At 49.9% G+C, this 23,634-nt stretch carries 21 protein-coding genes and 2 pseudogenes; 14 read left to right on the forward strand and 9 right to left on the reverse strand.

Translation table 11 applies throughout. The features are described from left to right. The first annotated feature begins 60 nt into the window (after window positions 1-60). Together DWX59_RS24480 and DWX59_RS24485 are read left to right on the forward strand one after the other, a co-directional pair. Window positions 61-963, forward strand: a complete 903-nt coding sequence (locus DWX59_RS24480) for a carbohydrate ABC transporter permease (protein ID WP_117562473.1) — start codon at window positions 61-63, stop codon at window positions 961-963. A gap of 205 nt (window positions 964-1,168) precedes the next feature. Then, window positions 1,169-1,759 (forward strand): annotated as a pseudogene (locus DWX59_RS24485) (carbohydrate ABC transporter permease); the annotation flags it as partial. Here the strand turns inward: DWX59_RS24485 and DWX59_RS30145 are convergent. Then, the gene (locus DWX59_RS30145; protein WP_353626719.1) at window positions 1,647-1,904 is read right to left on the reverse strand and encodes a DUF6783 domain-containing protein; all 258 of its coding nucleotides are present in this window, start codon (window positions 1,902-1,904) and stop codon (window positions 1,647-1,649) included. The pseudogene DWX59_RS24485 and the gene DWX59_RS30145 overlap by 113 nt on opposite strands. Here DWX59_RS30145 and DWX59_RS24490 point away from each other — a divergent pair. The 3 genes from DWX59_RS24490 to DWX59_RS24500 all read left to right on the forward strand — a co-directional run bounded on the left by DWX59_RS24490 (window position 1,803) and on the right by DWX59_RS24500 (window position 5,462). Beyond that, the gene (locus DWX59_RS24490; protein WP_353626785.1) at window positions 1,803-3,122 is read left to right on the forward strand and encodes a DUF2961 domain-containing protein; all 1,320 of its coding nucleotides are present in this window, start codon (window positions 1,803-1,805) and stop codon (window positions 3,120-3,122) included. The genes DWX59_RS30145 and DWX59_RS24490 overlap by 102 nt on opposite strands. 294 nt (window positions 3,123-3,416) lie before the next feature. Next, window positions 3,417-4,187 (forward strand): SDR family NAD(P)-dependent oxidoreductase, encoded by a 771-nt coding sequence (locus tag DWX59_RS24495; RefSeq protein WP_117562477.1) that lies wholly within the window; start codon window positions 3,417-3,419, stop codon window positions 4,185-4,187. A gap of 174 nt (window positions 4,188-4,361) precedes the next feature. Continuing rightward, window positions 4,362-5,462, forward strand: coding sequence for a hypothetical protein (locus DWX59_RS24500; protein ID WP_117562596.1), 1,101 nt, complete (start codon window positions 4,362-4,364; stop codon window positions 5,460-5,462). On the opposite strand, the pseudogene DWX59_RS30150 reads toward DWX59_RS24500, so the two are convergent. Together DWX59_RS30150 and DWX59_RS24505 are read right to left on the reverse strand one after the other, a co-directional pair. Next, window positions 5,416-5,592 (reverse strand): annotated as a pseudogene (locus tag DWX59_RS30150) (DUF6783 domain-containing protein). The gene DWX59_RS24500 and the pseudogene DWX59_RS30150 overlap by 47 nt on opposite strands. A gap of 194 nt (window positions 5,593-5,786) precedes the next feature. Continuing rightward, window positions 5,787-5,984, reverse strand: coding sequence for a ribbon-helix-helix domain-containing protein (locus DWX59_RS24505; protein WP_117562480.1), 198 nt, complete (start codon window positions 5,982-5,984; stop codon window positions 5,787-5,789). 176 nt (window positions 5,985-6,160) lie between these two features. Between DWX59_RS24505 and DWX59_RS24510 the strand changes: the two genes are divergently transcribed. The 6 genes from DWX59_RS24510 to DWX59_RS24535 are packed head-to-tail and all read left to right on the forward strand — an operon-like array spanning window position 6,161 to window position 12,585. Then, a complete protein-coding gene (locus tag DWX59_RS24510) occupies window positions 6,161-6,352 on the forward strand; it encodes a hypothetical protein (RefSeq protein WP_117562483.1) in 192 nt (63 codons plus the stop codon). Window positions 6,353-6,384: 32 nt separating this feature from the next. After that, window positions 6,385-7,752: an ABC transporter substrate-binding protein gene (locus tag DWX59_RS24515; protein ID WP_235845170.1), complete on the forward strand. Its 1,368-nt coding sequence runs from the start codon at window positions 6,385-6,387 to the stop codon at window positions 7,750-7,752. Between the two features lie 35 nt (window positions 7,753-7,787). Then, entirely contained in the window at window positions 7,788-8,762 is a 975-nt protein-coding gene (locus tag DWX59_RS24520; protein ID WP_166460295.1) for a carbohydrate ABC transporter permease, read from the forward strand. After that, complete coding sequence (locus DWX59_RS24525; RefSeq protein WP_117562485.1) at window positions 8,759-9,598, forward strand: carbohydrate ABC transporter permease; 840 nt, start codon at window positions 8,759-8,761, stop codon at window positions 9,596-9,598. The genes DWX59_RS24520 and DWX59_RS24525 overlap by 4 nt, the downstream gene beginning before the upstream one ends. 45 nt (window positions 9,599-9,643) lie before the next feature. After that, complete coding sequence (locus tag DWX59_RS24530; protein ID WP_117562487.1) at window positions 9,644-11,638, forward strand: right-handed parallel beta-helix repeat-containing protein; 1,995 nt, start codon at window positions 9,644-9,646, stop codon at window positions 11,636-11,638. Between the two features lie 2 nt (window positions 11,639-11,640). Continuing rightward, window positions 11,641-12,585 (forward strand): AEC family transporter, encoded by a 945-nt coding sequence (locus tag DWX59_RS24535; protein ID WP_117562489.1) that lies wholly within the window; start codon window positions 11,641-11,643, stop codon window positions 12,583-12,585. A gap of 175 nt (window positions 12,586-12,760) precedes the next feature. Here DWX59_RS24535 and DWX59_RS24540 read toward each other — a convergent pair whose 3' ends face one another. From DWX59_RS24540 to asnS, 3 genes are all read right to left on the reverse strand, one after another. Next, entirely contained in the window at window positions 12,761-14,623 is a 1,863-nt protein-coding gene (locus tag DWX59_RS24540; protein ID WP_117562491.1) for an ATP-binding protein, read from the reverse strand. Window positions 14,624-14,627: 4 nt separating this feature from the next. Continuing rightward, window positions 14,628-15,698, reverse strand: coding sequence for a metallophosphoesterase family protein (locus DWX59_RS24545; protein WP_117562493.1), 1,071 nt, complete (start codon window positions 15,696-15,698; stop codon window positions 14,628-14,630). A gap of 89 nt (window positions 15,699-15,787) precedes the next feature. Beyond that, window positions 15,788-17,179 (reverse strand): asparagine--tRNA ligase, encoded by a 1,392-nt coding sequence (asnS, locus tag DWX59_RS24550; protein WP_117562495.1) that lies wholly within the window; start codon window positions 17,177-17,179, stop codon window positions 15,788-15,790. Between the two features lie 445 nt (window positions 17,180-17,624). On the opposite strand from asnS, the gene DWX59_RS24555 reads away from it, so the two are divergent. From DWX59_RS24555 to spoVG, 3 genes are all read left to right on the forward strand, one after another. Beyond that, on the forward strand, window positions 17,625-18,899 hold the full coding sequence (locus tag DWX59_RS24555) for a glucose-1-phosphate adenylyltransferase (protein WP_117562497.1): 1,275 nt from the start codon (window positions 17,625-17,627) through the stop codon (window positions 18,897-18,899). After that, window positions 18,896-20,017, forward strand: a complete 1,122-nt coding sequence (glgD, locus tag DWX59_RS24560; RefSeq protein ID WP_008720661.1) for a glucose-1-phosphate adenylyltransferase subunit GlgD — start codon at window positions 18,896-18,898, stop codon at window positions 20,015-20,017. The genes DWX59_RS24555 and glgD overlap by 4 nt, the downstream gene beginning before the upstream one ends. Before the next feature lie 78 nt (window positions 20,018-20,095). Beyond that, window positions 20,096-20,383 carry a septation regulator SpoVG gene (gene spoVG / locus DWX59_RS24565; protein ID WP_117562499.1) on the forward strand — a complete coding sequence of 96 codons (288 nt, stop codon included), beginning with the start codon at window positions 20,096-20,098 and terminating at the stop codon, window positions 20,381-20,383. A gap of 91 nt (window positions 20,384-20,474) precedes the next feature. Here spoVG and DWX59_RS24570 read toward each other — a convergent pair whose 3' ends face one another. The 3 genes from DWX59_RS24570 to DWX59_RS24580 form a co-directional block, all read right to left on the reverse strand. After that, complete coding sequence (locus DWX59_RS24570) at window positions 20,475-20,939, reverse strand: TspO/MBR family protein (protein WP_117562501.1); 465 nt, start codon at window positions 20,937-20,939, stop codon at window positions 20,475-20,477. 151 nt (window positions 20,940-21,090) lie between these two features. Continuing rightward, window positions 21,091-22,098, reverse strand: a complete 1,008-nt coding sequence (add, locus tag DWX59_RS24575; protein WP_117562503.1) for an adenosine deaminase — start codon at window positions 22,096-22,098, stop codon at window positions 21,091-21,093. Window positions 22,099-22,169: 71 nt separating this feature from the next. After that, the gene (locus tag DWX59_RS24580) at window positions 22,170-23,570 is read right to left on the reverse strand and encodes an NAD(P)/FAD-dependent oxidoreductase (protein ID WP_117562505.1); all 1,401 of its coding nucleotides are present in this window, start codon (window positions 23,568-23,570) and stop codon (window positions 22,170-22,172) included. Window positions 23,571-23,634 lie beyond the last annotated feature (64 nt).

The following is a 23,634-nucleotide window of genomic DNA, read 5'->3' on the forward strand; positions in this document are numbered from 1 at the left end:
CATTGCTTTGGCGGGATTCCCGTCCTCCCGCCAAAGCCGGTATGGAAAGGGGAAAGGGATATGGGCATTTTAAGGGACAGGAAGGCGTTCTGTGTATTTCTTCTGCCAGGCTTATTGTTTTATATACTGGCTGTGTTTTATCCGATTGAGGAATCTATCCGGCTGAGTTTCATGGAATGGGGAGGCATTGGAGCCAGAAAGTTTGTGGGCCTTGAGAATTACATCCATATGTTCAGGGACCCTGTATTCTATACCGCGTTTGTGAACAATCTCATATACCTTGTCATCGTGGTGTCCATGCAGCTGATCATAGGGCTGATATTTGCGGTGCTGCTTACTTATATGACAAAGCATGTTGCCCTGATTAAAACCTTATATTATGTTCCGTGCATCATCACAACGGTGGCTGTTACCCAGCTGTTCAGAAGCATGTACGCAACCGAACCCACAGGGTTAACCAACCAGATAATCAATGTTTTTGGTATCCGGAGCATCAGCTGGCTTACCAATATCAAGACGGTCCTTGCGGCCGTATCCCTGCCCGAGGGATGGCGGTTTGCGGGAATGTATATGGTCATCTTCTATGCGGCCCTGATTTCACTGGACAAGGAAGTCATGGAGGCGGCCAGGGTGGATGGGGCAACGGACTGGCAGCTGCTGATTAAGATTAAGCTTCCCATGATCCGCCAGATCATCCTTCTCACCCTGACCATGTGCCTGACCGGCGCCCTGCGGGGGTTTGACATTCCATTCCTGCTGACCAACGGAGGCCCGGGAAATGTCAGCGAGCTGATGTCCACCTATATGTACAAGAAGGCATTTTCCAGCAACCAGTATGGCTACGGCAGCACCCTGTCCGTATTCATCATCATAGAAAGCATACTGGTGGTTGCCTTGCTCCGGGCCGTGATGTCGGAGGAAAAGACATTAGTGAAGAAGAAACAGCATGCGGGGGGACAATGATATGGCTAAAAAGAAAATCGGAAAAATCGTATTCCTGATTGTTATATGTCTGTTTCTGGCGGTGCAGCTATATCCTGTTTTGTGGCTGTTCCTGGCAAGCATCAAGCCCACCACGGAATTGTCCGCGGCCCCGTTTGCCCTGCCAAAATCGCCTACCCTGGCAAATTACATTAAGATATTTTCAGACGGGAAAATCCTGGGATACATGTGGAACAGCTTTAAGATTACGGCGGTTTCCATTGTCCTCATTGTATTCCTGAGCGCCACGGCAGGGTTTGCAATTTCTAAATTCAGGTTTAAGCTTACGGGCAGGATTTATGCTTTTTTTACTTTCGGCATCATGATCCCGGTACAGATAACCCTGATTCCGCTGTTTATCTTTTACAGCAGGATGCACATACTCAACACCAGCTTTTCGCTGATCCTGCCACAGGTGGGATTTGCACTGCCGCTGTCCGTCATGCTGTTTGTCAGCTTTTACAGCTTCATACCCAATGAACTGATAGAGTCTGCCATTGTGGACGGCTGTTCCCCGTACCGCACCTTTATCTCCATTGTTTTCCCGCTGGCAAAAAACACGGTGATTACCGTGGCGTCCATGCACAGTATCTTTATATGGAACGACTTCATATTTGCCAACACATTCATCAGTGAACAGGCGGCCAAGACAGTGGCCCTGGGCCTTAAGGACTATGTGGGGGCCTTCGGGAATGTTGACTGGGGGGCCACGTACGCTGCCATTGCAGTATCAATCCTTCCGCCCATGATTGTGTATTTTGCGCTGAATAAGTGGGTGGCAGAGGGCATGACGGCCGGGGCGGTGAAGGGCTAGGGCGTGTTTGAAAATTGCTTTCCGTCAGCTGTGCGTCCCCCTTTGTGGGAGATTTGGTCCCGATGAGGGAGGCGTAGCGGGCTACGTTGACCGAATTGGGACCAAATATGCCGTGAAGGGGGGCGGGCAGATGGCGGGAATGAATTTTCAAACACGCTCTAGGGCTGGCCGGTGCCAAGGAGGCTCTAAGAATACACTCAACAGGGAGGACACCATGTTTGAATATTCAATGACAGGTATGCTGGGAGCCCTTCCCATGTTAAGGCATGGAAGGAGCAGGGCCATTAATGCTGAGAACCCAACAGGGGAAAAAGGGAAAGGAGGCATGGCCTCAGGCCCTCTGGGCCCGTCCAGGAAAGGGAGCCCGTGCCTTAAGGATATACAGCCGGGAGAGAGCGTGGTTCTGGGCAGGATAAAGGGCGCGGGCATGATTAACCACATCTGGATGACCGTGGACCGGAAAACATCCGATGCCGCGCGGTATGTGCTCAGGGACCTGGTGCTGCGCATGTACTGGGATGACGAGACAGAGCCTTCCGTGGAAAGCCCTTTGGGGGATTTTTTTTGCTGTGGTTTTGGGACGGATTATAGGGTGGACTCTGTCCCTGTGACGGTGGCGCCGGCCAGGGGGCTTAACTGTTACTTCCAGATGCCCTTCCGTACAGGGGCGCGGATTGTCCTTATAAACCAGCATTCCAACCCAATCCCGGCATTTTTCTACCAGATTGATTATTGCCTTTACGACCGTATCCCGGATGATACGGCATATTTCCATGCACAATGGAGGCGCGAGAGGATTACCTTGCCCGGAAAGGATTATGTCATAGCGGACCATATCAGGGGAAGGGGACATTATGTAGGGACCTTCATTGCCTTAAGTACCCTGGAGCGTTACTGGTGGGGGGAAGGGGAAGTGAAATTCTATATTGACGGGGACAGGGAATATCCCACCATCTGCGGGACCGGGATGGAGGATTATTTTGGCGGTTCCTGGAGCTTTGCACGCCAGGAAGGCGGCCGGACCGTGGAGACCATTTATAATTCCCCGTTTTTAGGCTATCCTTTTTACTCTGCCCATGATACGGATATCCATAATCCATACCATAATGACGACTGCCCTCCCATGCGTTCGTTTTACAGGTGGCATCTGATGGACCCGGTTATGTTTGACCAGGAGCTCCGGGTTACAATCCAGCAGATTGGGGTCAGTGACATGGGGTTATTTGAACGCCAGGACGATCTGTCATCCGTGGCCTACTGGTATCAGACCGAACCCCATGGAGCGTTTGAGGCGCTGCCCGGCGCCAGGGAGCGCTGGCCAAGATAGGGGTACAAAAAAATTGTTAAAAATACCTACAATCTAAAAAATATTTAGTCAAAATCCGGAATAAAATGGTTGAATTTGAAGCTTGATAATCAGAAAAAGTCTGAATATATAAGGAAATAACCAGTGATAAATAATTAATTAACGAAAAACATAATGTTGACAAAAAAATATTCCCTTCTATAATGGTAATCACCAGGAGTGTTCTGAAAACTGGTTTTTTAAGAACAGTGTTTAAGGGTATGTCCGGCAATCTGTCCGGGCCGGCCCCGGATCATGTAGAAGGAGGATATAATGATGCAGCATTTAAGAAGAATGGAAGACCGTGTTGTACTGCTTACCGGAGGAGGCGGCGGAATCGCCAGAGGCGTGGCAAGGGCCTTTGCCGACGAGGGGGCCAGCATGATCCTCACCGACATTTTCCCCGGGGGCATGGAGAAGACAAAGGCTGAACTGGAAAAGGATTTCGGCACGGATGTGGTAATCTGCGTGGCAGACGGCTCCAACGAAGACCAGGTCAAGGCTGCCATTGAAAAAGGCGTGGAACATTTCGGCAAGTTGAACGTGCTGATTAACAGCGCCCAGACCTCGGCATCCGGACTGACCCTGGTGGAACACACCCAGGCGGATTTTGACAAGGCCATTTATTCCGGGTTATACGCAACCTTTTTCTATATGAAGCATGCATTCCCGTATCTGAAGGAATCCCATGGTTCGGTCATCAATTTCGCATCCGGCGCAGGTATCTCCGGCAAGCCGGGACAGAGCTCCTACGCTGCTGCAAAAGAAGGAATCCGCGGCCTGTCCCGGGTAGCTGCCAATGAATGGGGCCCATATGATATTAATGTGAACGTGGTCCTTCCCTTGGTCATGACGGATAAGCTGGCCCAGTGGGGACAGGAAAATCCGGAGATGTTTAAGAAAAACCTGGATGAGATTCCTCTTGGCAGGTATGGGGATGCGCAGAAGGATATCGGGAAGGTATGTGTGTTCCTTGCCAGCTATGATGCAAAATACATAACAGGTGATACCCTGTTCATCCAGGGCGGTGTCGGCATGAAGCCTTAACCGTGTCTAAAAGGCAGTATTCAGACACCCCGCAGTACCCTGAATCCCTGAAAAACCTCCTTTTGGCGACATATTTCTGACATATTTGAACTTTTTGTAACATCCCTTGCCCCAAGGGGTGATTTGTAGTAAGCTATACATAGTTACAAAAGTTCCCATAAGGAGGAAATGCAGGTGGGACAGGCAATTACGGATTATGTAAAGTTCCTGGCAGATGCCAGGGATGCGGTGTACCGTCTGGACTGTGACCAGAAAACGGCAGGTCAGCTGGAAGTATTGGAAAAGGAGCAGGAACGGGAACTGGAGGCAGCAGGCAGGGCTGTTACGGATGCTGTTAACCAGACAGTCAGGAAGCGGCTGGAGGAAATCAGTTCCAGCTATGATAAGGAGATTGCCAAGGGGCAGGACCGGCTGAAAAAAGCAAGGGCAAAACGCGAGAAGGCCAAGAGCCGCGGGATGAAGGAGCGGATAGCCGAAGAGACCAGTGAACTAAGGGAGCACAACAGGGATTTAAAGGTGCAGATGAGGACATTGTTCCAGAAGGAAAGGGTGCCGTCATTCTGCAACAGTACATTTTATTACGCGCTGTATTACCCGGGAGGCCTGAAGGAAATCGCGCTGTTCCTCCTGACCCTGACCGTATGCTTCCTGGCAGTGCCCTGCGGGATATATTTTTTCCTGCTGCCCGAACGCCATATGTGGTATCTGGCCGCAGTGTATTTTCTGGATGTGCTGCTGTTTGGGGGATTGTACGTGCTGGTGGGCAATAAGACAAGGCTCCGGCACCAGGACGCCCTAAAGCGTGGGCGGGCCATACGCAATACCCTGCGCGCCAACCAGAAGAAGATTAAGGTCATTACCCACACCATCCAGAGGGATGGCAATGAGGACATCTATGACCTTGAGAAATATGATGATGAGATAGCATGCGTGGAACAGGAGCTGTCAGAAATCACCTCTAAGAAAAAGGACGCCCTGAACACCTTTGAGAATGTAACAAAGAATATAATCACGGATGAAATCATAGCCAGCCATAAAGCGCGCCTGGACAGCCTGAAGGACGCCCTGGACGGCACATCCAGGTCATTGAAGGAACTGGAGGAGGGCATCAAGCAGCAGAACATCCGGATTACGGATTCCTTTGGCCCTTATCTGGGCAAGGAATTCCTGGAGCCGGACAGGCTTTCTGAGCTGTCCAGGATCATCCAGGGAGGGGAGGCTTCCAATATCACGGAGGCCATTGGGATTTATAAGGAGTCAAAGCAGGCGCAGTAGGGCGTGTCTGAAAATTCATTCCCGCCATCTGCGCGCCCCGCTTCGCGGCATATTTGGGCCAAATTCAGGTTACATAGCCCGCTATGCGCCCTTCATTTGACCCAAATCTCCCACAAAGTGTGACGCACATCTGACGGAAAGCAATTTTCAGACACGCCCACGCGGATGCAGTATCAGAAGACAGTTAAAAAGGGGCGGCCCAGCCATCCGTATGGATGATTGGGCCGCCCCTTCTTTCTATGGATAAAAATAAAATGTGCTGTACAGGGGCGCCCATGCATGATTGCTCAACCGGCGATGCATGGGTGCCTTTGGATGTTTGTTCTAATTATGTCCGGTATCATGTCCTGCTGCCTGCTTTTGTTCCTTCTGCTCCTTGTGTAACTGTTCAATGCCGAGGCGGATCAGTTCCAGTGTGGCGGCAGAACGGCTTGAAAAGCGGTTTTCAAAGCGGAAGTCATCAATTTGTTTTAATAAATCATGATCAACGATTATGGTATAACGCGGTTTCTCTGTAGGCATGATTCAATCCCTCCTTAGTTCATATGATACCCAGGTTCATACGTTCTGTCAAGCAAAAAAGGATACTAAAAGAGACAAAAAAGTGTACGTTAAAATCCTTGACAGGTTCAGAACCTATGAACTATAATTAGTACAGGTTCATTGGTTCTGAACCATCTATAACGGAGGTGATATTCATGGATTCCGGGCGAAAGAAGCTGTCTTTTGTAGTGACGCCTGACATTGAAGCCATCCTGGACAGGGAAAAGAAAGAATGGTTCTATGACCGTTCACGGTCTTATATGATACGTGAACTTGTCATGGCCGGCTTAAGAGCCTTAAAGGAAGAATCTGAGGTGGCGGACGGGAACCATGAAGGGAGCACATAGTATCATGACAGAAAGAAAAGGAGAGGGACATTATGAGAAAAAGACTTGCAGCAATGGTGATGGCAGCGGTATTGGCGGGCAGCAGTATGATGGGATGTGCAGGCAGCGGGAATCCTGCTTCCACGGCGGCCGGGGAGCCGCAGGAAACCGCGCCTGCGGCAGCAGGACCGGACGGATCACAGGAAGCGGATCCCGGTGTAAAGAGCGATGTGACATACACACTGAGTTTCTGGCACGGCGCGACCGACGATGTCCGCCAGCAGATGTACGATCATGCAATCTCACGTTTCAATAAGGCTTACCCGAATGTGACGGTGGAGCAGACCCGTCTTGACAGCGATGCATACAAAACAAAGATTAAGACCGTGATGGGCGCTGGGGCAGCTGATATTCCGGACGTATTCATGAACTGGGGCGGCGACGTGCTCAAGTCGTACATTGAATACGGGTTAGTGGCGGATATCACTGATTTAATCGCACCGTATAAAGATGAATATTATGATTTTGAATTTGGGATTTCCACCTTTGACGGCAGGATTTATGGGATGGGTATCGGAATTGCACCTTCGGTTGTATTTTATAATACGGAGGTTTTTAAGGATCTTAACCTGGATGTGCCGGAAACCTGGGAGGAGCTGGATACGGTATGTGAAACCCTGAAGCAGGCAGGATATGTTCCCTTTGCCTTGGGGAATAAGAACAAGTGGCCCGGACTGCTGGAATACACCATGCTGGGCGTGAACCTGGGGGGACAGGAGATGTCAAAGGGACTTACGGACCGCACCATGTCCTTTGATAATGAGTATTTTATCGAGGCTGGCCGGCGTCTGGCCGACTTTTCAAAGAAGGGTTACTATCCGGACGGGACCAATGGCATTGACCACAATGCGGGGGGCAGCCGTATGCTGTTCTATAATGAAGTTGCTGCCATGTTCATCATGACCAATGGGTTCTTAAGCAACTGTGTGGCAGAGGATGCCGAGTTTTATGAAAAGGTGGGCACATTCCCCTATCCGGCCTGTAATGACTCGGGAGAAGTGGGTATTGTTGCCGGAGGCAATGTATTCTCCATATCATCCCAGTGTGAATATCCTGAGATGGCAGCGGATTTCCTGTATTACCTGACCAATGCGGATTTCAGCCAGGACTACATCGAGGCAGGGAACTGCTTTACAGGCGCAAAGGATGTAAGGATTGAGGACCCGCTGGTTCAGGAACAGTTTGATAACCTGATTAAGGCTGACTGGACCCAGAACTTTTATGACCAGCAGTTTGTGGCTGAACTGGGTGAGGCCTTCAAGGACTATACCCAGGCTCTTTATGGCGGTACCATGACCCCGGAAGAAGTGGCTGCAGGTCTGGAAAGGGTGGCTGTTGATTGTTATGGGGAGCTTAAATAGCATCCCATCCATGCGTGTAAGGCGAAGGAGGGTTTATGTCTGATAATATGGAAACAACAGGGCTGTCAGGCCCTGTTCAGAATAAGGGTAAGCCTGTTTCGGCCAGGCGCGTCCTGACCATTCTGGTATTTATTGCGCCCACCCTTTTGTTCTATGGTTTTTATAATGTGTTTGCCATTGCCAAAACAATCTATTTCAGCTTCTTGGACTGGAATGGCATCATGTCCTCGGGATGGGCAGGGTGGGCTAACTGGATCCGTCTGGTTCATGACCCCAATGTATGGTATGCCTTAAAGAATAATCTGATTTTAATGGTAACATCAATCTGTATCCAGCTGCCTGGAGCCCTGATACTGGCACTGCTGATTAACTCCAGGCTGAAAGGCGTGCGTATTTTTAAAGCACTCTGGTTTTTGCCAGTCCTTCTTTCCACTTCGGCTACCGGTATATTATGGAACCTGATATACGACCCTAATTTCGGTCTTCTTCAGGCCGTGCTGCGGGGGATTGGGAAAGGAAGCATGGTAAAAGGATGGTTAGGGGAGCCGGCATATGCCCTGCCCTGCGTCCTGCTTGTGATTTGCTGGACCTTTATTCCGTTTTACATGATATTATTGAAGGCCGGCCTGACTAATGTGCCGGGCGAACTGATGGAGTCAGCCATGCTGGATGGGGCTAACAGCTGGCAGTGCTTCTGGCATGTGACCTTTCCCCTGCTGCTGCCCACCATACGTACGGCTGCCCTTCTGAATATTGTGGGGTCCCTGAAGTATTTCGATTTAATCTGGATTATGACAGGCGGAGGTCCGGCGGGAGCCAGCGAGTTAGTTGCCACTTATCTGTATAAGCAGGGAATCCAGGGATGGAATATGGGGTATGCAAGCGCCATTGCCAGCTTCCTGTTTCTGTTTTGCGGTACCTTTGCCATTGTATACTATGGCGCAACCGCGGCGTTCGGGGATATTGGCGGCAAGACTTATAGGAGAACAGGGAGGAGGAAGGCCGGGTGAAGGATAATACAGGTCTGTTAAAAGGGATATTCCGTGTGTTTCAGTATTTTTTATGTCTGGTCATAACAGTTATTACGGTATACCCGTTCCTATTTATTGTCATGACATCCTTTAAAACCCAAAAGGAGTATTTTGGGAGCGCATGGGGAATCCCGTCCTCTTTCTGCCTGGACAATTTCAGGCTGGTCCTTACAGGCGATTTTTTACGGTATTTCCTGAACAGTATCATAGTGTGTGTGTCAGCGGTGTTTTTGGTGGTGGTCTGCTCCACCATGGTAAGCTTTGCCATATCTAAGCTGCGGTTTAAGGGGGCCGGGTTATTGTTTGCAGTCATCATGGTTGGTATGATGATTCCTGTCCATACAACCCTGATACCGATTTATGTAATCTCTAAAGATTTGGACATTTACAATCACCTGATTGCCCTGATTGGCCCGTATGTAAGCTTCAGCATTCCGATTTCCACGGTTATCATAACCCAGTTTTTCAGGGATATACCCCATGAGATAGAGGAAGCGGCCATCATAGACGGGTGCGGACCCTTTTCCCTGTATGGGCGGGTTATCATGCCGCTGGCAAAACCGGCTGTGTCCACGGTTGTTATCTATGATATCCTCCATACCTGGAATGAGTTCATATATGCAATGACGCTGGTGGACAGCAAGGAAAGGATGACGCTTCCTGTTGGGCTTAAGAACTTTTACGGAGAAGCAGCGGTTAATATTCCTGCCATCATGTGTGCCGTGTTCATCAGTTCCCTGCCGGTGATCATCGCTTATTTTTCCGCCCAGGAACAGATATCCAATGGCTTGACCCAGGGAGCTGTCAAGGGATAAGTATGCTGCGTAAAATAATCAGCACTATATTGAAGGAGGTATATCATGAATTATTATGTATCGGCAGATGGGCCGCTGTTAGGCGACGGTTCACAGGACGCGCCCTTTCGCAGAATCGGCCAGGCGGCCGAAGCTGCCAGGCCCGGCGATACGGTCATTGTGGCGCCGGGCATATACCGGGAGTGTGTGAATCCTAAAAATGGCGGTACATCTGACCGGAACCGGATTGTATACCGTTCCCAGGTACCGGGGGCAGCGGTCATCACCGGCGCAGAGGAGATAAGGGAATGGGACCATGTCAGGGACGACATATGGATGACAAGGATACCGAACGGTTTTTTCAGCGGTTACAATCCATATACTACCCAGATTGAGGGGGACTGGTACCGGGGGCTTGGGAGGATCAACCATACAGGACAGGTATACTTTAATGGTCAGGCCCTTTATGAGGAGGATTGCCTTGACCGGCTTTGGAACAATGAACCATTAGAATGGGCATGGGACAAGGAGTATTCCAGGCAGCACAAATGGTATACGGAGCAGGATGGGGACATCACTGTCATCTATGCCAGGTTCCCGGATGGGACACCCCATGGAAACCGTGTGGAGGTCAATGTGCGGCGCAGGGTATTCTTTCCGGAACAGACCGGGGTAAACCATATTACTGTTTCCGGGTTTACCCTTAAGCAGGCAGCCACCCAATGGGCGCCTCCCACGGCATTCCAGGAGGGACTGATTGGACCGCATTGGAGTCTGGGATGGATCATTGAAGACTGCGTTATTTCCGATTCCCGTTGTTCGGGCATCAGCCTGGGCAAGTGCTGGCATCCTTCGGACAACCGTTGGACAAAGGAGCGCATTAAGTCAGGAACCCAGCTGGAACGGGACCTGGTACACTATGCACAGCATACTGGCTGGAGCAGGGAGACGGTTGGTTCCCATATTGTCCGGCGCAACCGGATATTTAACTGCGGCCAGACTGGAATCGTGGGCCATTTAGGGGGGATCTTCTCACTGATTGAAGGGAATGAGATCCATCATATCAATACATACGGGGAGTTCAGCGGCTCTGAACTGGGCGGTATCAAACTGCACGGCGCCATTGACACAGTGATACGCCGCAACCATATCCACCACTGCCACAGGGGGATATGGCTGGACTGGCAGACCCAGGGAACCAGGGTTTCCTGCAACCTGTTCCATGATAACCATGGGGAGGAGGATACCCGCACCAGTGAGGATCTGTATATAGAAGTAAGCCATGGCCCGGCGCTTGTTGATAATAATCTGTTCCTTTCCCGGTTTGCGCTCAGGGAGCGTTCCCAGGGACTGGCCTTTGTCCACAATATAATTGCGGGGCCCATTGACATCGGAAGTTCTGAGGGAAGATTCACACCGTATCATTTCCCACATGGGACAGATATCATGGGATGCATGACAATCAATAACGGTGATGACAGATTCTACAACAACATATTCATTCAGCCGGACCTGCCCGAAGAGAAGAGACGGGTCCGCAATCCCGAGGTGGCCAGACTGGTTGGGATGAATCCACAGGTGAATATCGAAGCAGGTCTGCATATTTACGATGGTTATCCGCTTCATGATGAGTATTACCATCAGTTTACGGATGAAGGGACGCCGGACACTTCCTGGGGTCGCCGTTATGATTATAACTGTCATCTGCCTGTATATATCAGCGGCAATGCATACTTTAACGGGGCCAGGCCCTATGGCAAGGAACAGCTGAGATATGTTGATACGGAGAACCAGGTTTATTTTAGTTTGATTGAAAAGGATGGTTCCTATTATTTCAGCACCAATCTTTATGATTATCTGCCGCGGATGGAAACGGAGATGATTTCCACATCCATGTTGGGAATGTCCTTTGAAACGGAGCAGCCATATGAGGACCCGGATGGCTCACCAGTGCTTATTGATGAGGATTTCTTAGGCAGAAGGCGGGGGCAGCACCCTACACCAGGTCCATTTGAATATACGGACATGGATACTGGGTTTGGTGAGATAAGGCTGGTATGATAATGGAGCATTTAGTTTTCAGCCTTAATTCAGTCCTGCCCGTATTCATGGTAATGGGAATTGGTTTCTATTTGGGGAGACGCAATCTATTGACAGGGGATTTTGTGGGACAGGCCACGTCATTGGTATTCTATACAGCGCTCCCGGCAAAATTATTCCTGGATGTATCCCGCAGTAACTTTTCCGATTGTCTGGATATAGGGTTTACTGCATATTTACTACTCTGCACTTGTGCGGCCTTTGCAGGAGCCTGGATTTTATGTGTTCTTTTAGTCAGGGACAGGGCAGCTGTCAGCGCTGTTGTCCATAGTGCATTCAGGGGGAATTTTGTGTATCTGGGACTTCCCATCTGTCAGAGTATACTGGGACGGGAATCCGTTCTATCCGCCATTATGGTGGTTACTTTTGTGCTCCCTTTTTATAATGTACTGGCAACCATTGTCCTGTCCTACTATGACCCCTCAGGCAGGAAAGTAAGCTGGAAGAGGATGCTTAAGGATATTTTAACCAATCCCATGATTGTTGCCATTCTCGCAGCCCTGCCGTTTTCGCTGCTGGGAATTAAGCTTCCGCCTGTGTTTGAGAAGCCGCTGGCCTACCTGGGGCAGATGTCAACGCCCATGGCCCTTATATTAATCGGGGCAGGTATCAGACCTTCGTCCTTTGCAGGCAGGGGAACGTGGATTGGTTTTGGCGCTATTTATAAAGTGGTGGTCACACCCCTTGTATTTGCAGTTCCAATGCAGTGGATGGGGTTTAACCCGGAGCAGATTGTGACAGCATTTGTGATGTTTGCAGTTCCATCTGCCATGAATGTATATATTGTAACCAAGAAGATGGGCGGGGACGGAGAACTGGGAGCCGCGATTATTACGGTTTCCATGCTTCTATCAGCAGTTACGCTGCCCATGGGGATTTGGGTGATTAAAACCTTGGGAATCATATAAATCCCACACCCCATCCGGATGGTAAAGCATAGGGGAGGAGCGGACAGGAAACAAACAGAAAGACAACAAACAGAAAGGAAGCATGGCCGATTCCCACATTAATCCGGGATGCGGCCATGCTTCCTGTTTATATTTTCATGGGCGGCAATTAAGGAACCCCAAAAATCCCTTCCCCTCAGATACTCACCAGATGATACTGTATCTGATTGGCTGTCAATAGCTGCGCCTCCCGCTGATGGCAGGTGAATATGATGATTTGGCTGTCATAAGCCTTTACCAGCCACTTAAGAGCTGTTTTCAGCCGCTCGTCATCATACAGCACAAAGCTGTCGTCAAAGATAAGGGGCATGGAATCCCGGCCGTTCTGGATCAGCTTGGCCGCCGCCAGGCGGACCGCCAGATAAATTTGGTCCATGGTGCCGCTGCTTACCTGTTCGATGGGCACAAGCTTGCCCGGGGTGTTCATGAATACATCCATGTTTTCATTGATGCTCATGCTGGTATAGATGCCTCCCGTAATACCTGATATCAGATCTGAGGCTGTCTTGTTCAGGTATAAGCCAAAGGAATCCCGGATGGTGGTGGAAAGGGCGGTCATGGTGTCCTGGGCCAGGTCGATGGCGTTCAGTTCTTCCTGGGCCCGCTCATTTTCCGCAAGTATCTGTTTTAAACCCTCAGCCTTTGTCCGGCAGTCAGCCAGGTGCTCCAGCTTCTGTTCCAGTTCCCACTGGATGCGCTGCTGCTGTTCGATTTCCTCTGAAAATATCTCCTCATTGGCCTGGAGGCGGCTGATTTCTTCCGACAGCTGGCTTAAGGTCTGTTCTGATTGCTCCACGGCTTTGCTCAGGCGGAGGAACTCAGCCATCTTGGTTTCCAGCGCCTTCATGGCGTCCGGCGATATGGAGGAATCCCCCAGGTGGCGTGCGAATATCTCCTGGAGCAGCCGTGTATTGGTCTCCAGCTCCTTTTTAAAGCGCCGGTTCTTGTTCAGCTGCAGGATGGCAGCCACAAGGGCCGCCGCCGCAACCCCGCCAGTGATTCCCGCGGCCGCGGCCATATGGATTGGCAGCCTGATTGCATCATGGATGATCTGGGGCGCTCCAAGGCACAATCCGGCAAAACCGCCGCAGGCCAGGGCCACCATGAATAACAGGACTGCCCAGACTGTCCTGGACTTCCTGCTGCAGGCTGCCCGGGTCACCTCATATTCACTGTAAAGCTTCTTGGTGTCATCAATATAAACCTGGACAGAATCCCTGTCCGTGAACTGGCTGCCAAGCAGGATCTGGCGCCCCTTGGCTGTTTTTTCCAGGAGGCCTTCCTTTTCCTTCTGGAGGCTGTCTAACTGCTGCCGGATTTCCATTTTCCTGGTACGGCAGGCAATCAGCTGGTTGGCATATTCAGGCGCGGATATCTCCTGTTCAATCTTGCGGATTTCCCCCAGCAGGGCCGCATAACTTCTTGCGGCTTCCGGTACCATCTGGTTCTCCAGCTCGCGGCGCTGGGCCTTTAGGTAGGAGGTTGCCTTGGTTATGTTAAGGGCAATGCTTCCCGAGGTGTTGAGGTTGGCAATGTAGTTCCTCAGTTCGGACACCATCCCTCCGTCCGTGGCGCATTTGAGCTGTCCGATGCTGATGGTGTTGTCGTAAGCGGTTTCGGAAAGTCCGCAGCGCAGCTGGTCCAAAAGTGCCTTGGTGGGTTCCAGCTCCCTGCCAAGGGTCTCATTGACAATGGTCAGTTCCCTGCCCCTTTTGTGGAACCTGCGCTGGATGCGGTAAACCTGTCCTTCGCTTTCCAGGCGCAGCCATCCTTCGTAGGTGCCGCTTCCCTGCCACGGTTCGTATCTGCTGTAGGTATCATTTCTGGCAGCCCGTCCTCTCTGCCGTTCCAGGCCGAACAGCATGCCTTTTATAAATGTGTGCAGCGTGGATTTGCCGGCCTCGTTTTTGCCGTAGACCACATTCATCCCATCCTGAAAGGAGATGTCCTGGTCGTGAAGCTTGCCGAAGCCGTCAATGTGCAGACTCAGTATCTTCATGGGTTCAGCTCCTTTCATCCGTGGTCCGAAGCAGTGCGTTGACTCCGTAATATAATGCTTTCTTTTCCACGGGGCTCATGTTTTCTTTTTGAAGGGCCTGGATAAAAAATCCTATCATGTCGCTGGAATGCTCTGCAAAAAGGGCTGAAAAATCATACTGAGGTTCAGAATCATCCAGGATCTCGGCTATCCTGAAACGTGAGGAAAGCTGCTCCAGATCAAACTCAATGTCAGGATCCCTCATGCCCTTTAGCCGGAAACGGTAGATATTCTGCTGGCCGCGGTTCTCAATCTCCCTGGCAATCCGGTCAGACAGTTCACCGTTGGTGGTGTCCTTGGAGACATTCACTGCCAGAGGAATGTATTGAAGGCTTGCTGCCGGGATGAACTGCAGGCTTGTCAGCTTTCTTGTGAGCGGATGCACCTCCCCGGCATAATATCCGTGGGCGCCTGTTTCCGTCAGGTCCAGCGGTTCGGGGGAGCCGCAGTAGGCCATCTTTCCCTCGCCTACGATATGGGGCTTGTGGATATGACCCAGGGCTATGTAAGAAAATGGCGACAGCTCCAGGCTGTTAAAGTTAATGGGCAGATGGGACGCATCGCCCCCATGGGCCATGAGGATTTGGATCCTGCTGTTTAAGGGAACCTGGATGTCGTCCAGAAGGGGTTCCTTAATCTCTGTGCGGTGGTAGCTGAAGCCATGTACCTCCGTGTTGATGTCCTCAAAGTAAACAGAAGTCAGGTTTTCATCCATCAGGAATGTCACATTAGGACTCCATGTAAAACTCAAAAGGGCGGAATTATCCCGTATACGGTCGTGGTTGCCTGCTATGATAATGACCTTTGTGGAGGGAATGGAGGAAAACAGGTAATTGACCTCCTTCAGGTCCTTCATTAACGGCTGCCTGTGGAACAGGTCCCCGCTGATGAATAAGCAGTCCGCATCCATCTCTTTTGTATGTTCAATGATTATCCGGAATGTATCTTTGATTGCCTGGGCCCGTTCCTTGCCCCACGGCTTGTTGGCATCGGGACACATACCCCAGTGGATATCCCCGGTGTGGATGAATTTCATGTCTGCCTCCTGTTGGTTTATGGTTGGCGTGCCCCCGCCCGGGGCATTGGCGGACAATGTCCCGGGCGGCTAGATGTACCAGGTGTTCTTTACAGCTCGCAGTTATTAACGGTTCTTGGGAATGGCACAACATCCCGGATGTTGCCCATGCCGGTCAGATACATGACACAGCGCTCAAAGCCAAGTCCGAAGCCGGCGTGGCGGGTGGAGCCGTATTTCCTTAAATCCAGGTAGAAGTCATAGTCCTCCTTGTGAAGGCCAAGCTCATCCATCCTTGCCACCAGCTTATCCAGATTGTCCTCCCTCTGGCTGCCGCCGATGATTTCTCCGATGCCGGGAACAAGACAGTCAACCGCGGCAACCGTCTTGTTGTCCGGGTTCATCTTCATATAGAAGGCCTTGATTTCCTTTGGATAATCGGTTACGAATACAGGCTTTTTGAACACCTTTTCAGTCAGATAGCGCTCATGCTCTGTCTGAAGGTCGCAGCCCCAGGATACCTTGTAGTCAAACTCGTCATTGTGCTTCTCAAGCAGCTCCACTGCATCCGTGTAAGTAATATGGCCGAATTCTGATTCCAGGACATTGTGGAGGCGCTCCAGCAAGCCCTTGTCCACGAACTGGTTGAAGAAGTTCATTTCCTCCGGTGCGCGTTCCAGGACAAAGCGGATGATATACTTGAGCATTCCCTCGGCCAGGCGCATGTCATCATCCAGGTCGGCAAACGCCATCTCAGGCTCAATCATCCAGAATTCGGCTGCATGGCGCGCCGTGTTGGAGTTCTCGGCCCGGAACGTAGGGCCAAAGGTATATACGTTGCGGAATGCCATTGCGTAGGTTTCGGCATTGAGCTGGCCGCTTACGGTCAGGTTGGTTGCCTTATTAAAGAAGTCCTGGCTAAAATCCACCTTGCCGTCCTCTGTCTTGGGGATGTTGTTCAGGTCCAGGGTGGTTACCTGGAACATTTCCCCGGCGCCCTCACAGTCACTGCCTGTTATCAGCGGTGTGTGCACATATACAAAATCCCGTTCCTGGAAATACTGATGGATGGCATACGCAACCAGGGAGCGCACACGGAATACTGCCTGGAAGGTATTGGTCCTTGGACGCAGATGGGAAATCGTGCGCAGATACTCAAAGGAGTGGCGTTTTTTCTGAAGCGGGTAATCGGAAGCAGAGGCGCCTTCCACGGTCACTTCTGTGGCCTGTATCTCAAAGGGCTGTTTGGCCTGGGGCGTGGCCACCAGGGTTCCCTTTGCGATGATGGCAGTACCCACATTCATCTTGGAAATCTCTGCAAAATTAGAAAGGCTGTCGTGATACACAACCTGAAGCGTTTCAAAATAACTTCCGTCACTTACCACAATAAAGCCAAAGGCTTTGGAATCCCGCAGACTGCGGACCCACCCTCCAATGCTTACTTCCTTGTCCAGATAGTTCTTCGGATGCTTATAAAGTTCTCTTACGGTAATCAGATCCATGACTGATAATCTCCTTTTCTTTTCTCTCTATCGATACAGTATCCCCAATTCCCCAGGAAATGGACGGTAACTACATATACGTGATTATAAGATATTTCCCGTAATGTTTCAAGATTATTCTGTCTTCCTATTTATAATGTATGCCCATGGGACCTGACGGTGGTAGAAATTAACAGTTATAAGGCGGGATTTATCTGATATGATGTTTGTGCGGACATTGGACCGGAATCAGACAAATTGCGCGGGGTGGGGGTGGGATATTTAGTGGTAAAATCCATTGTGAGGCACTAGATATGGGGAAAATCGGTGCGAAATGGTTATTTTAGGAAGAAAATGTCGGAAAAATGCACAAAAACGGTGAAATAAATTCAAAAATTTATGTACTATTTACGAAGTTTGTGCTATAATTAAAATTACAAAAATTTTAACAGCAAGAGGTGATAACGTGATTAAAAAAGAAATGATAGCCATGCTTTTAGCAGGCGGACAGGGAAGCCGCCTTGGCGTACTGACGCAGAAAGTAGCCAAGCCGGCCGTATCTTTTGGGGGAAAGTACCGAATCATTGATTTTCCACTGAGTAACTGTATCAATTCCGGGGTAGATACCGTCGGGGTCCTGACACAGTACCAGCCATTGCGTTTAAATACCCATATCGGGATTGGTATTCCGTGGGATTTGGACCGGAACGTGGGCGGTGTGACCATTTTGTCACCATATGAGCGCAGCAAAGGCAGTGACTGGTATACCGGTACTGCTAATGCAATCTATCAGAACCTGGAGTATATGGAGTCATATAATCCTGAATATGTGCTGATTTTATCCGGCGACCATATCTATAAGATGGATTATGAGGTAATGCTGGACTATCACAAAGCCAATAACGCAGATATCACCATTGCTGCCATGCCTGTACCCATTGAAGAAGCAAGCCGTTTCGGCATCCTGATTACGGACGAGTCCAACCGTATCATGGAATTTGAAGAGAAGCCCCCAGTGCCGAGAAGCAACCTTGCATCCATGGGTATCTACATATTCAGCTGGCCGGTGCTTAAGGAAGCCCTGATTAAGATGAAGGACGAGCCTGGGTGTGACTTCGGCAAGCATATCATCCCCTACTGCCATGCAAAGGGAGACAGGGAATTTGCTTATGAGTACAATGGATACTGGAAGGACGTGGGTACCCTTGGTTCCTATTGGGAAGCCAATATGGAGCTGATAGACATCATTCCTGAGTTTAACCTGTATGAAGAATACTGGAAGATTTACACCAAGAGCGACGTAATCCCGCCTCAGTACATATCAAGTGAAGCCAGCATCGAGAGAAGCATCATCGGTGAAGGCACGGAGATTTACGGAGAGGTTGTAAACTCTGTAATCGGCGCAGGAGTCACCATTGCAAAGGGAGCCGTGGTACGTGATTCCATTATCATGCAGGGCTGTGTAATCGGCGCAGGAAGCGTTGTGGACAAAGCGATTGTCGCGGAGAACGTGAAGATCGGTTCCGGCGTGGAGATTGGAGTGGGCGAGTATGCGCCCAGTGCATATGACCCCAAGGTCTATCAGTTTGACATTGTAACCATTGGTGAGAATTCCATTGTGCCTGACGGGGTTAAGATTGGGAAGAATACTGCCATAGCAGGCGATACAACCGTAAGTGACTATCCTGACGGATTACTGGCAAGCGGAAATTACATTATAAAGGCAGGTGGCGTAAAATGAGAGCAATCGGTATTGTATTAGCTGGTGGTAACAGCAAGAGGATGCGGGAACTTTCAAATAAAAGGGCAGTGGCTGCCATGCCGGTTGCAGGAAGCTACCGCAGTATTGATTTTGCATTGAGCAACATGACCAATTCCCACATCCAGAATGTGGCGGTATTTACACAGTACAATTCCAGGTCCCTGAACCTGCATTTAAGTTCCTCCAAGTGGTGGGATTTCGGACGCAAACAGGGCGGATTATTCGTATTCACGCCATCTATCACACCGGAGAACGGGGACTGGTACCGTGGAACGGCAGATGCCCTTTATCAGAACCTGACATTCTTAAAGAACAGCCATGAGCCCTATGTGGTGATTGCGGCCGGCGACGGCGTGTATAAGCTGGACTACAACAAGGTCCTGGAATACCATATTGAGAAAAAGGCTGATATCACGGTTGTGTGCAAGGACATGGAAGACGGCACGGATGTGACCAGGTTTGGCTGTGTGAAGCTGAATGACGACGGACGCATCACGGACTTTGAAGAAAAGCCCATGGCAAGCGATGCAACTACCATTTCCTGCGGTATCTATGTTATCCGCAGAAGGCAGCTCATCGAACTTTTGGAGCGCTGTGCGGCAGAAGACAGGTATGACCTGGTGAACGATATCCTTGTGCGTTATAAGAACCTGAAGAGGATTTATGCCTATAAGCTGAACGGCTACTGGAATAATATCGCCTCTGTGGATTCCTACTACAAGACCAATATGGACTTCCTGAAGCCAGAGGTAAGGGATTATTTCTTTAAGCAGTACCCTGACGTGTACACCAAGATTGACGATTTACCGCCGGCCAAGTATAACCCTGGAGCCATTGTAAGGAATAGCCTGATTTCCAGCGGCTGTATCTTAAACGGCACGGTTGAGAATTCCATTCTCTTTAAAAAGGCATATGTGGGCAATAACTGTGTGATTAAGAATTCCATCATCCTGAACGATGTTTATATTGGAGACAACACGGTGATTGAGAACTGCATCGTGGAGAGCAGGGATACAATCCGAGCCAACACCACACATATCGGCACACCGGAGAACATCAAAATCGTCGTGGAGAAGAACGAGAGGTATACATTATAAGACGTGTCTGACCACGGGAATGCGCACGGGGAGCGCGCCTGTGGATGATGCGGGATAAGACGGAAGGGGTATAAGAACATGCAGGTTACGGACGTGAGAGTGAGACGGGTAGAAAAGGAAGGGAAGATGAAGGCAATTGTTTCCATCACCCTGGACAATGAATTCGTCATTCATGACATCAAGGTTATCGAGGGGGAGAAGGGGTTATTCATAGCCATGCCAAGCCGCAAGGCAGCGGACGGGGAATACCGTGATATTGCCCATCCCATCAACTCTAATACAAGGGATATGATTCAGACCATTATTCTGAATAAGTATGAGACTACCCTGCTGGAGAACGAGGCGGCCGAGGAAGCGCTGGTATAATACATATGTAAATTAAAAGTGAGAGCCGTTGCTGGATGACAGATGAACGGCTCTTGTTTTGTATAAAGATGATTTGAGATTCACATACGGATCAGTTCATGATGAATAGGAACAGATTTAAATACGCGGCAAATATACACCATATCAAATACGGGATCTGTAAATAAGCGGCAAGCGGGGTGACGGCGTAAAACTCCCTTATCATAATGATTATTATGAAGATTAATGCAATGAGCCAGATAAAAGCTAACAGGTAAAGATTAAAACCAAAGAAAAGAATGCTCCAGCAAAAGTTGAAGAATAGCTGGATGCCGTAGATTAATAATGCTTTGGCTTTATTGGGACTATTTGAAGAATAAACAATATATGAGGAAATTCCCATCAGTATATAAAGGATGGTCCAGACAATCGGAAAAATATATCCAGGAGGGCTGAACGCAGGTTTATTTAATGCGGTATATGATGACATGTTTCCGCTGATCAAGGCAGAGATTGAACCAACGGCCAGGGGGATAAGGATTGATATGATAAAGACGCTTTTATTCCGTATTTTCATATACTTGGAAACCTCTTGATTTTATTTAACTAACTATATGCTGCGGGGGTTGGGGTTATGCCTGATAAAAGGATAGGAGCCACTGCAAATGCGGATGATTCATCTGCATTTGCAATGGCTCCATTATGATGTTACGGCAATGGATGCCTGATTATGCGTGTAATCCAAAGAACCGGCAGAACACCTCCAGCTTTTCTAAAAGCATCTGTTTGGTGCTTTCATCGCAGAAGCTGGCGCGGACTGCGTTTTCCTGGATGCGGATCAGGTCCTTTTCGGTCCAGCCGCAGGCCAGGGCTGCACGCTCAAGTTCCTGGCAGAGGTCAATCCGGAAAAGTTCAGGGTCATCCGTGCTTACGGTCACGGGTATTCCCAGATTATATAAATCCTTCAGCGGATGTTCGTCCATTGTTTTGTACAGTTCCATCAGGTTGGATGTAGGGCATGTGTTTAAGGTAATCTGTCCGTCTGCAAGGCGTTTTAACAGGTCCGGGTCTGAGATTGCCCGTACGCCGTGGTCAATACGCATGGCGCCCAAGATATCCAGGGCCTGGGTCACCCCTTCTGCAGGAGAGGATTCTCCTGCATGGACCGTGATGCCGAAACCGGCATTTCTGGCTTCCAGGAATGCCTCATAAAGCACCTGGCCGGACTGGGGGGAAGCTGCTTCGTTGCCGTCCACGGAGAGACCCAGCAGACGGGGATGACGGTGCGCTGTCATATAGCGTACCAGTTCCAGGGATTCTCGCCTTGTCTGGGAACGCAGGAGTGATACCAGCAGACGGCAGTCGCAGTAGCCGTCATCGTATGCCTGGTCAAAGCCCTGCAGTATGTTTTCAATCAGGTCCTGGTATGACAGGGACTTCCAGTGGGTGGGATTGGTCATGACCTCTGCATACATTATGTTCTGGGAAGATGCGTATCTGGCATAGTTATAGGCCAGTTTCCTTGCATCTGCTCCGTCTTTTACAAGGGAGCAGGTCCAGTTGAGCATTTCCAGGAAATCAGTCAGTCCTGTGAATGTAAATAAATCTTCTTTGGGCCTTGGAAGCTCCATATGGTTCTTCTCAGCCAGTTCCAGAATCAGTTCAAGGCTTAATGTTCCTTCCAGATGGACATGAAGCTCCACCTTTGGAAGGGTGTGGATAAAATCCGGTTTCATGATGGTCCTCCTTAGTGTTGGCAGAAACAGTTCCCGACTGCTGCCATTCGTAAGCCAATTATCTTATATTCTTATTTTGCCAGTATACTCCGTGCCACGCTGATACCATTGGCAGAAGCCTGCTGCAGCCCCCTGGTAACGGACGCCCCGTCGCCGATGGCGCGCAGTCCTTTTACGCTGGTCTCAAAATCAGTGTCCACAACTACTTTGTTGGAATAGAACTTAACCTCCACGCCGTAGAGCAGCGTCTCATCGCTGGCAATGCCCGGGGTTACCTTGTCCAGGGCCAGGAGCATTTCCTTGATGTCCGTCATGATGCGGTGTGGGAATACAAGGGAGAGGTCCCCGGGCACGGCATCCTTAAGCGTGGGTATCAGGTTATTGCGGCAAAGGCGTTCTTCTGTTGTACGGCGTCCCCTCTGGAAGTCACCAAAGGTCTGTACCATGATACGGCCGCCGCAGAGCATGTTGGAAAGCTGGGCAATGTGCTTGCCGTATTCAATGGGCTCGTTAAAGGGCTTGGTGAAGTTCTTGCTGACAAGAAGGGCAAAGTTGGTGTTGTTGGTCTTATATTCTTGGGACTTGTAGGCATGTCCGTTGACAACCGCAAGCCCGTTCTCGTAGTATTCCGTGGCCACTTCCCCGGATGGGTTGGTACAGAAGGTACGGACCTTGTCATCAAAGGTTGGGGTATAGTATACCAGCTTGGCTTCATACAGGTTCTCATTGAGGAACTTCATGACCTCATCCCTTACCTCGACGCGGACGCCTATGTCCACGGTCCCTACCTGGGTTTCAATGCCGTGGTCCCCGCAGATGTGGGAGAACCAGTCGGAGCCTTCGCGTCCAATGGCAGCAACGACCTCAGGCGCGTGATAGGTCTTGTCCTTATCCGTGATGACGCCTTTTACCGTACCGTCCTCAATGATGATATCCTTAACCATGGTGTTGAATTCCATGATGACTCCCTGTGCCAGAAGGTGTTCCTGAAGGCGGGTGTAGATTTTATAACCCTCCTCTGTCCCCAGGTGGCGGATAGGGCACTCGATGAGCTTTAAGTTGGCATTGATGGCCTTGCGGCGGATTTCTTCTATTTCTTTCTGCTTATCTATGCCGTACACATTGGTATCGGCCCCGAATTTCAGGTAAATGTTGTCGGATTCATTGAGCAGTTCCACGGTCCTGTCATAACCCAGGATTTCCGGAAGGTTGCCGCCCACATCCGGTGACAGGGACAGTTTTCCGTCTGAAAATGCGCCTGCGCCCGCGAATCCTGTTGTGATGGAACATGGTTTACATCCTACACAGACTTTGGTGGTACGCTTGGGGCATACACGTTTCTCAATGGGGCGTCCCTTTTCCACCATCAGAATCTTCATATCAGGTTTTTTCTGGATGAGCTCGTATGCGCAGAAGATGCCGGAAGGACCTGCGCCAATGATGATTACGTCGAAGTTGTTGGTTGGATTCATAATAATAACTCCTTTCGCTTGCTTGTTAAGCATTTCTGTGTGGTGCATGGTTTTTTACATAAAA

Origin of the sequence: Enterocloster aldenensis (genome assembly GCF_003434055.1) — a bacterium.
GTDB lineage: Bacteria > Bacillota > Clostridia > Lachnospirales > Lachnospiraceae > Enterocloster > Enterocloster aldenensis.

Bases quoted from the DNA above. Each gene is read 5' to 3' on its own strand.
- DWX59_RS24480 (WP_117562473.1), top strand. From the start codon at position 61: ATGGGCATTTTAAGGGACAGGAAGGCGTTCTGTGTATTTCTTCTGCCA.
- add (WP_117562503.1), bottom strand. From the start codon at position 22,098: ATGAAACCGGATTTTATCCACACCCTTCCAAAGGTGGAGCTTCATGTC.
- DWX59_RS24515 (WP_235845170.1), top strand. From the start codon at position 6,385: ATGAGAAAAAGACTTGCAGCAATGGTGATGGCAGCGGTATTGGCGGGC.
- DWX59_RS24535 (WP_117562489.1), top strand. From the start codon at position 11,641: ATGGAGCATTTAGTTTTCAGCCTTAATTCAGTCCTGCCCGTATTCATG.
- glgD (WP_008720661.1), top strand. From the start codon at position 18,896: ATGAGAGCAATCGGTATTGTATTAGCTGGTGGTAACAGCAAGAGGATG.
- DWX59_RS24580 (WP_117562505.1), bottom strand. From the start codon at position 23,570: ATGAATCCAACCAACAACTTCGACGTAATCATCATTGGCGCAGGTCCT.
- DWX59_RS24530 (WP_117562487.1), top strand. From the start codon at position 9,644: ATGAATTATTATGTATCGGCAGATGGGCCGCTGTTAGGCGACGGTTCA.
- DWX59_RS24495 (WP_117562477.1), top strand. From the start codon at position 3,417: ATGCAGCATTTAAGAAGAATGGAAGACCGTGTTGTACTGCTTACCGGA.
- DWX59_RS24510 (WP_117562483.1), top strand. From the start codon at position 6,161: ATGGATTCCGGGCGAAAGAAGCTGTCTTTTGTAGTGACGCCTGACATT.
- DWX59_RS24505 (WP_117562480.1), bottom strand. From the start codon at position 5,984: ATGCCTACAGAGAAACCGCGTTATACCATAATCGTTGATCATGATTTA.
- DWX59_RS24570 (WP_117562501.1), bottom strand. From the start codon at position 20,939: ATGAAAATACGGAATAAAAGCGTCTTTATCATATCAATCCTTATCCCC.
- DWX59_RS24540 (WP_117562491.1), bottom strand. From the start codon at position 14,623: ATGAAGATACTGAGTCTGCACATTGACGGCTTCGGCAAGCTTCACGAC.
- DWX59_RS24545 (WP_117562493.1), bottom strand. From the start codon at position 15,698: ATGAAATTCATCCACACCGGGGATATCCACTGGGGTATGTGTCCCGAT.
- asnS (WP_117562495.1), bottom strand. From the start codon at position 17,179: ATGGATCTGATTACCGTAAGAGAACTTTATAAGCATCCGAAGAACTAT.
- spoVG (WP_117562499.1), top strand. From the start codon at position 20,096: ATGCAGGTTACGGACGTGAGAGTGAGACGGGTAGAAAAGGAAGGGAAG.
- DWX59_RS24520 (WP_166460295.1), top strand. From the start codon at position 7,788: ATGTCTGATAATATGGAAACAACAGGGCTGTCAGGCCCTGTTCAGAAT.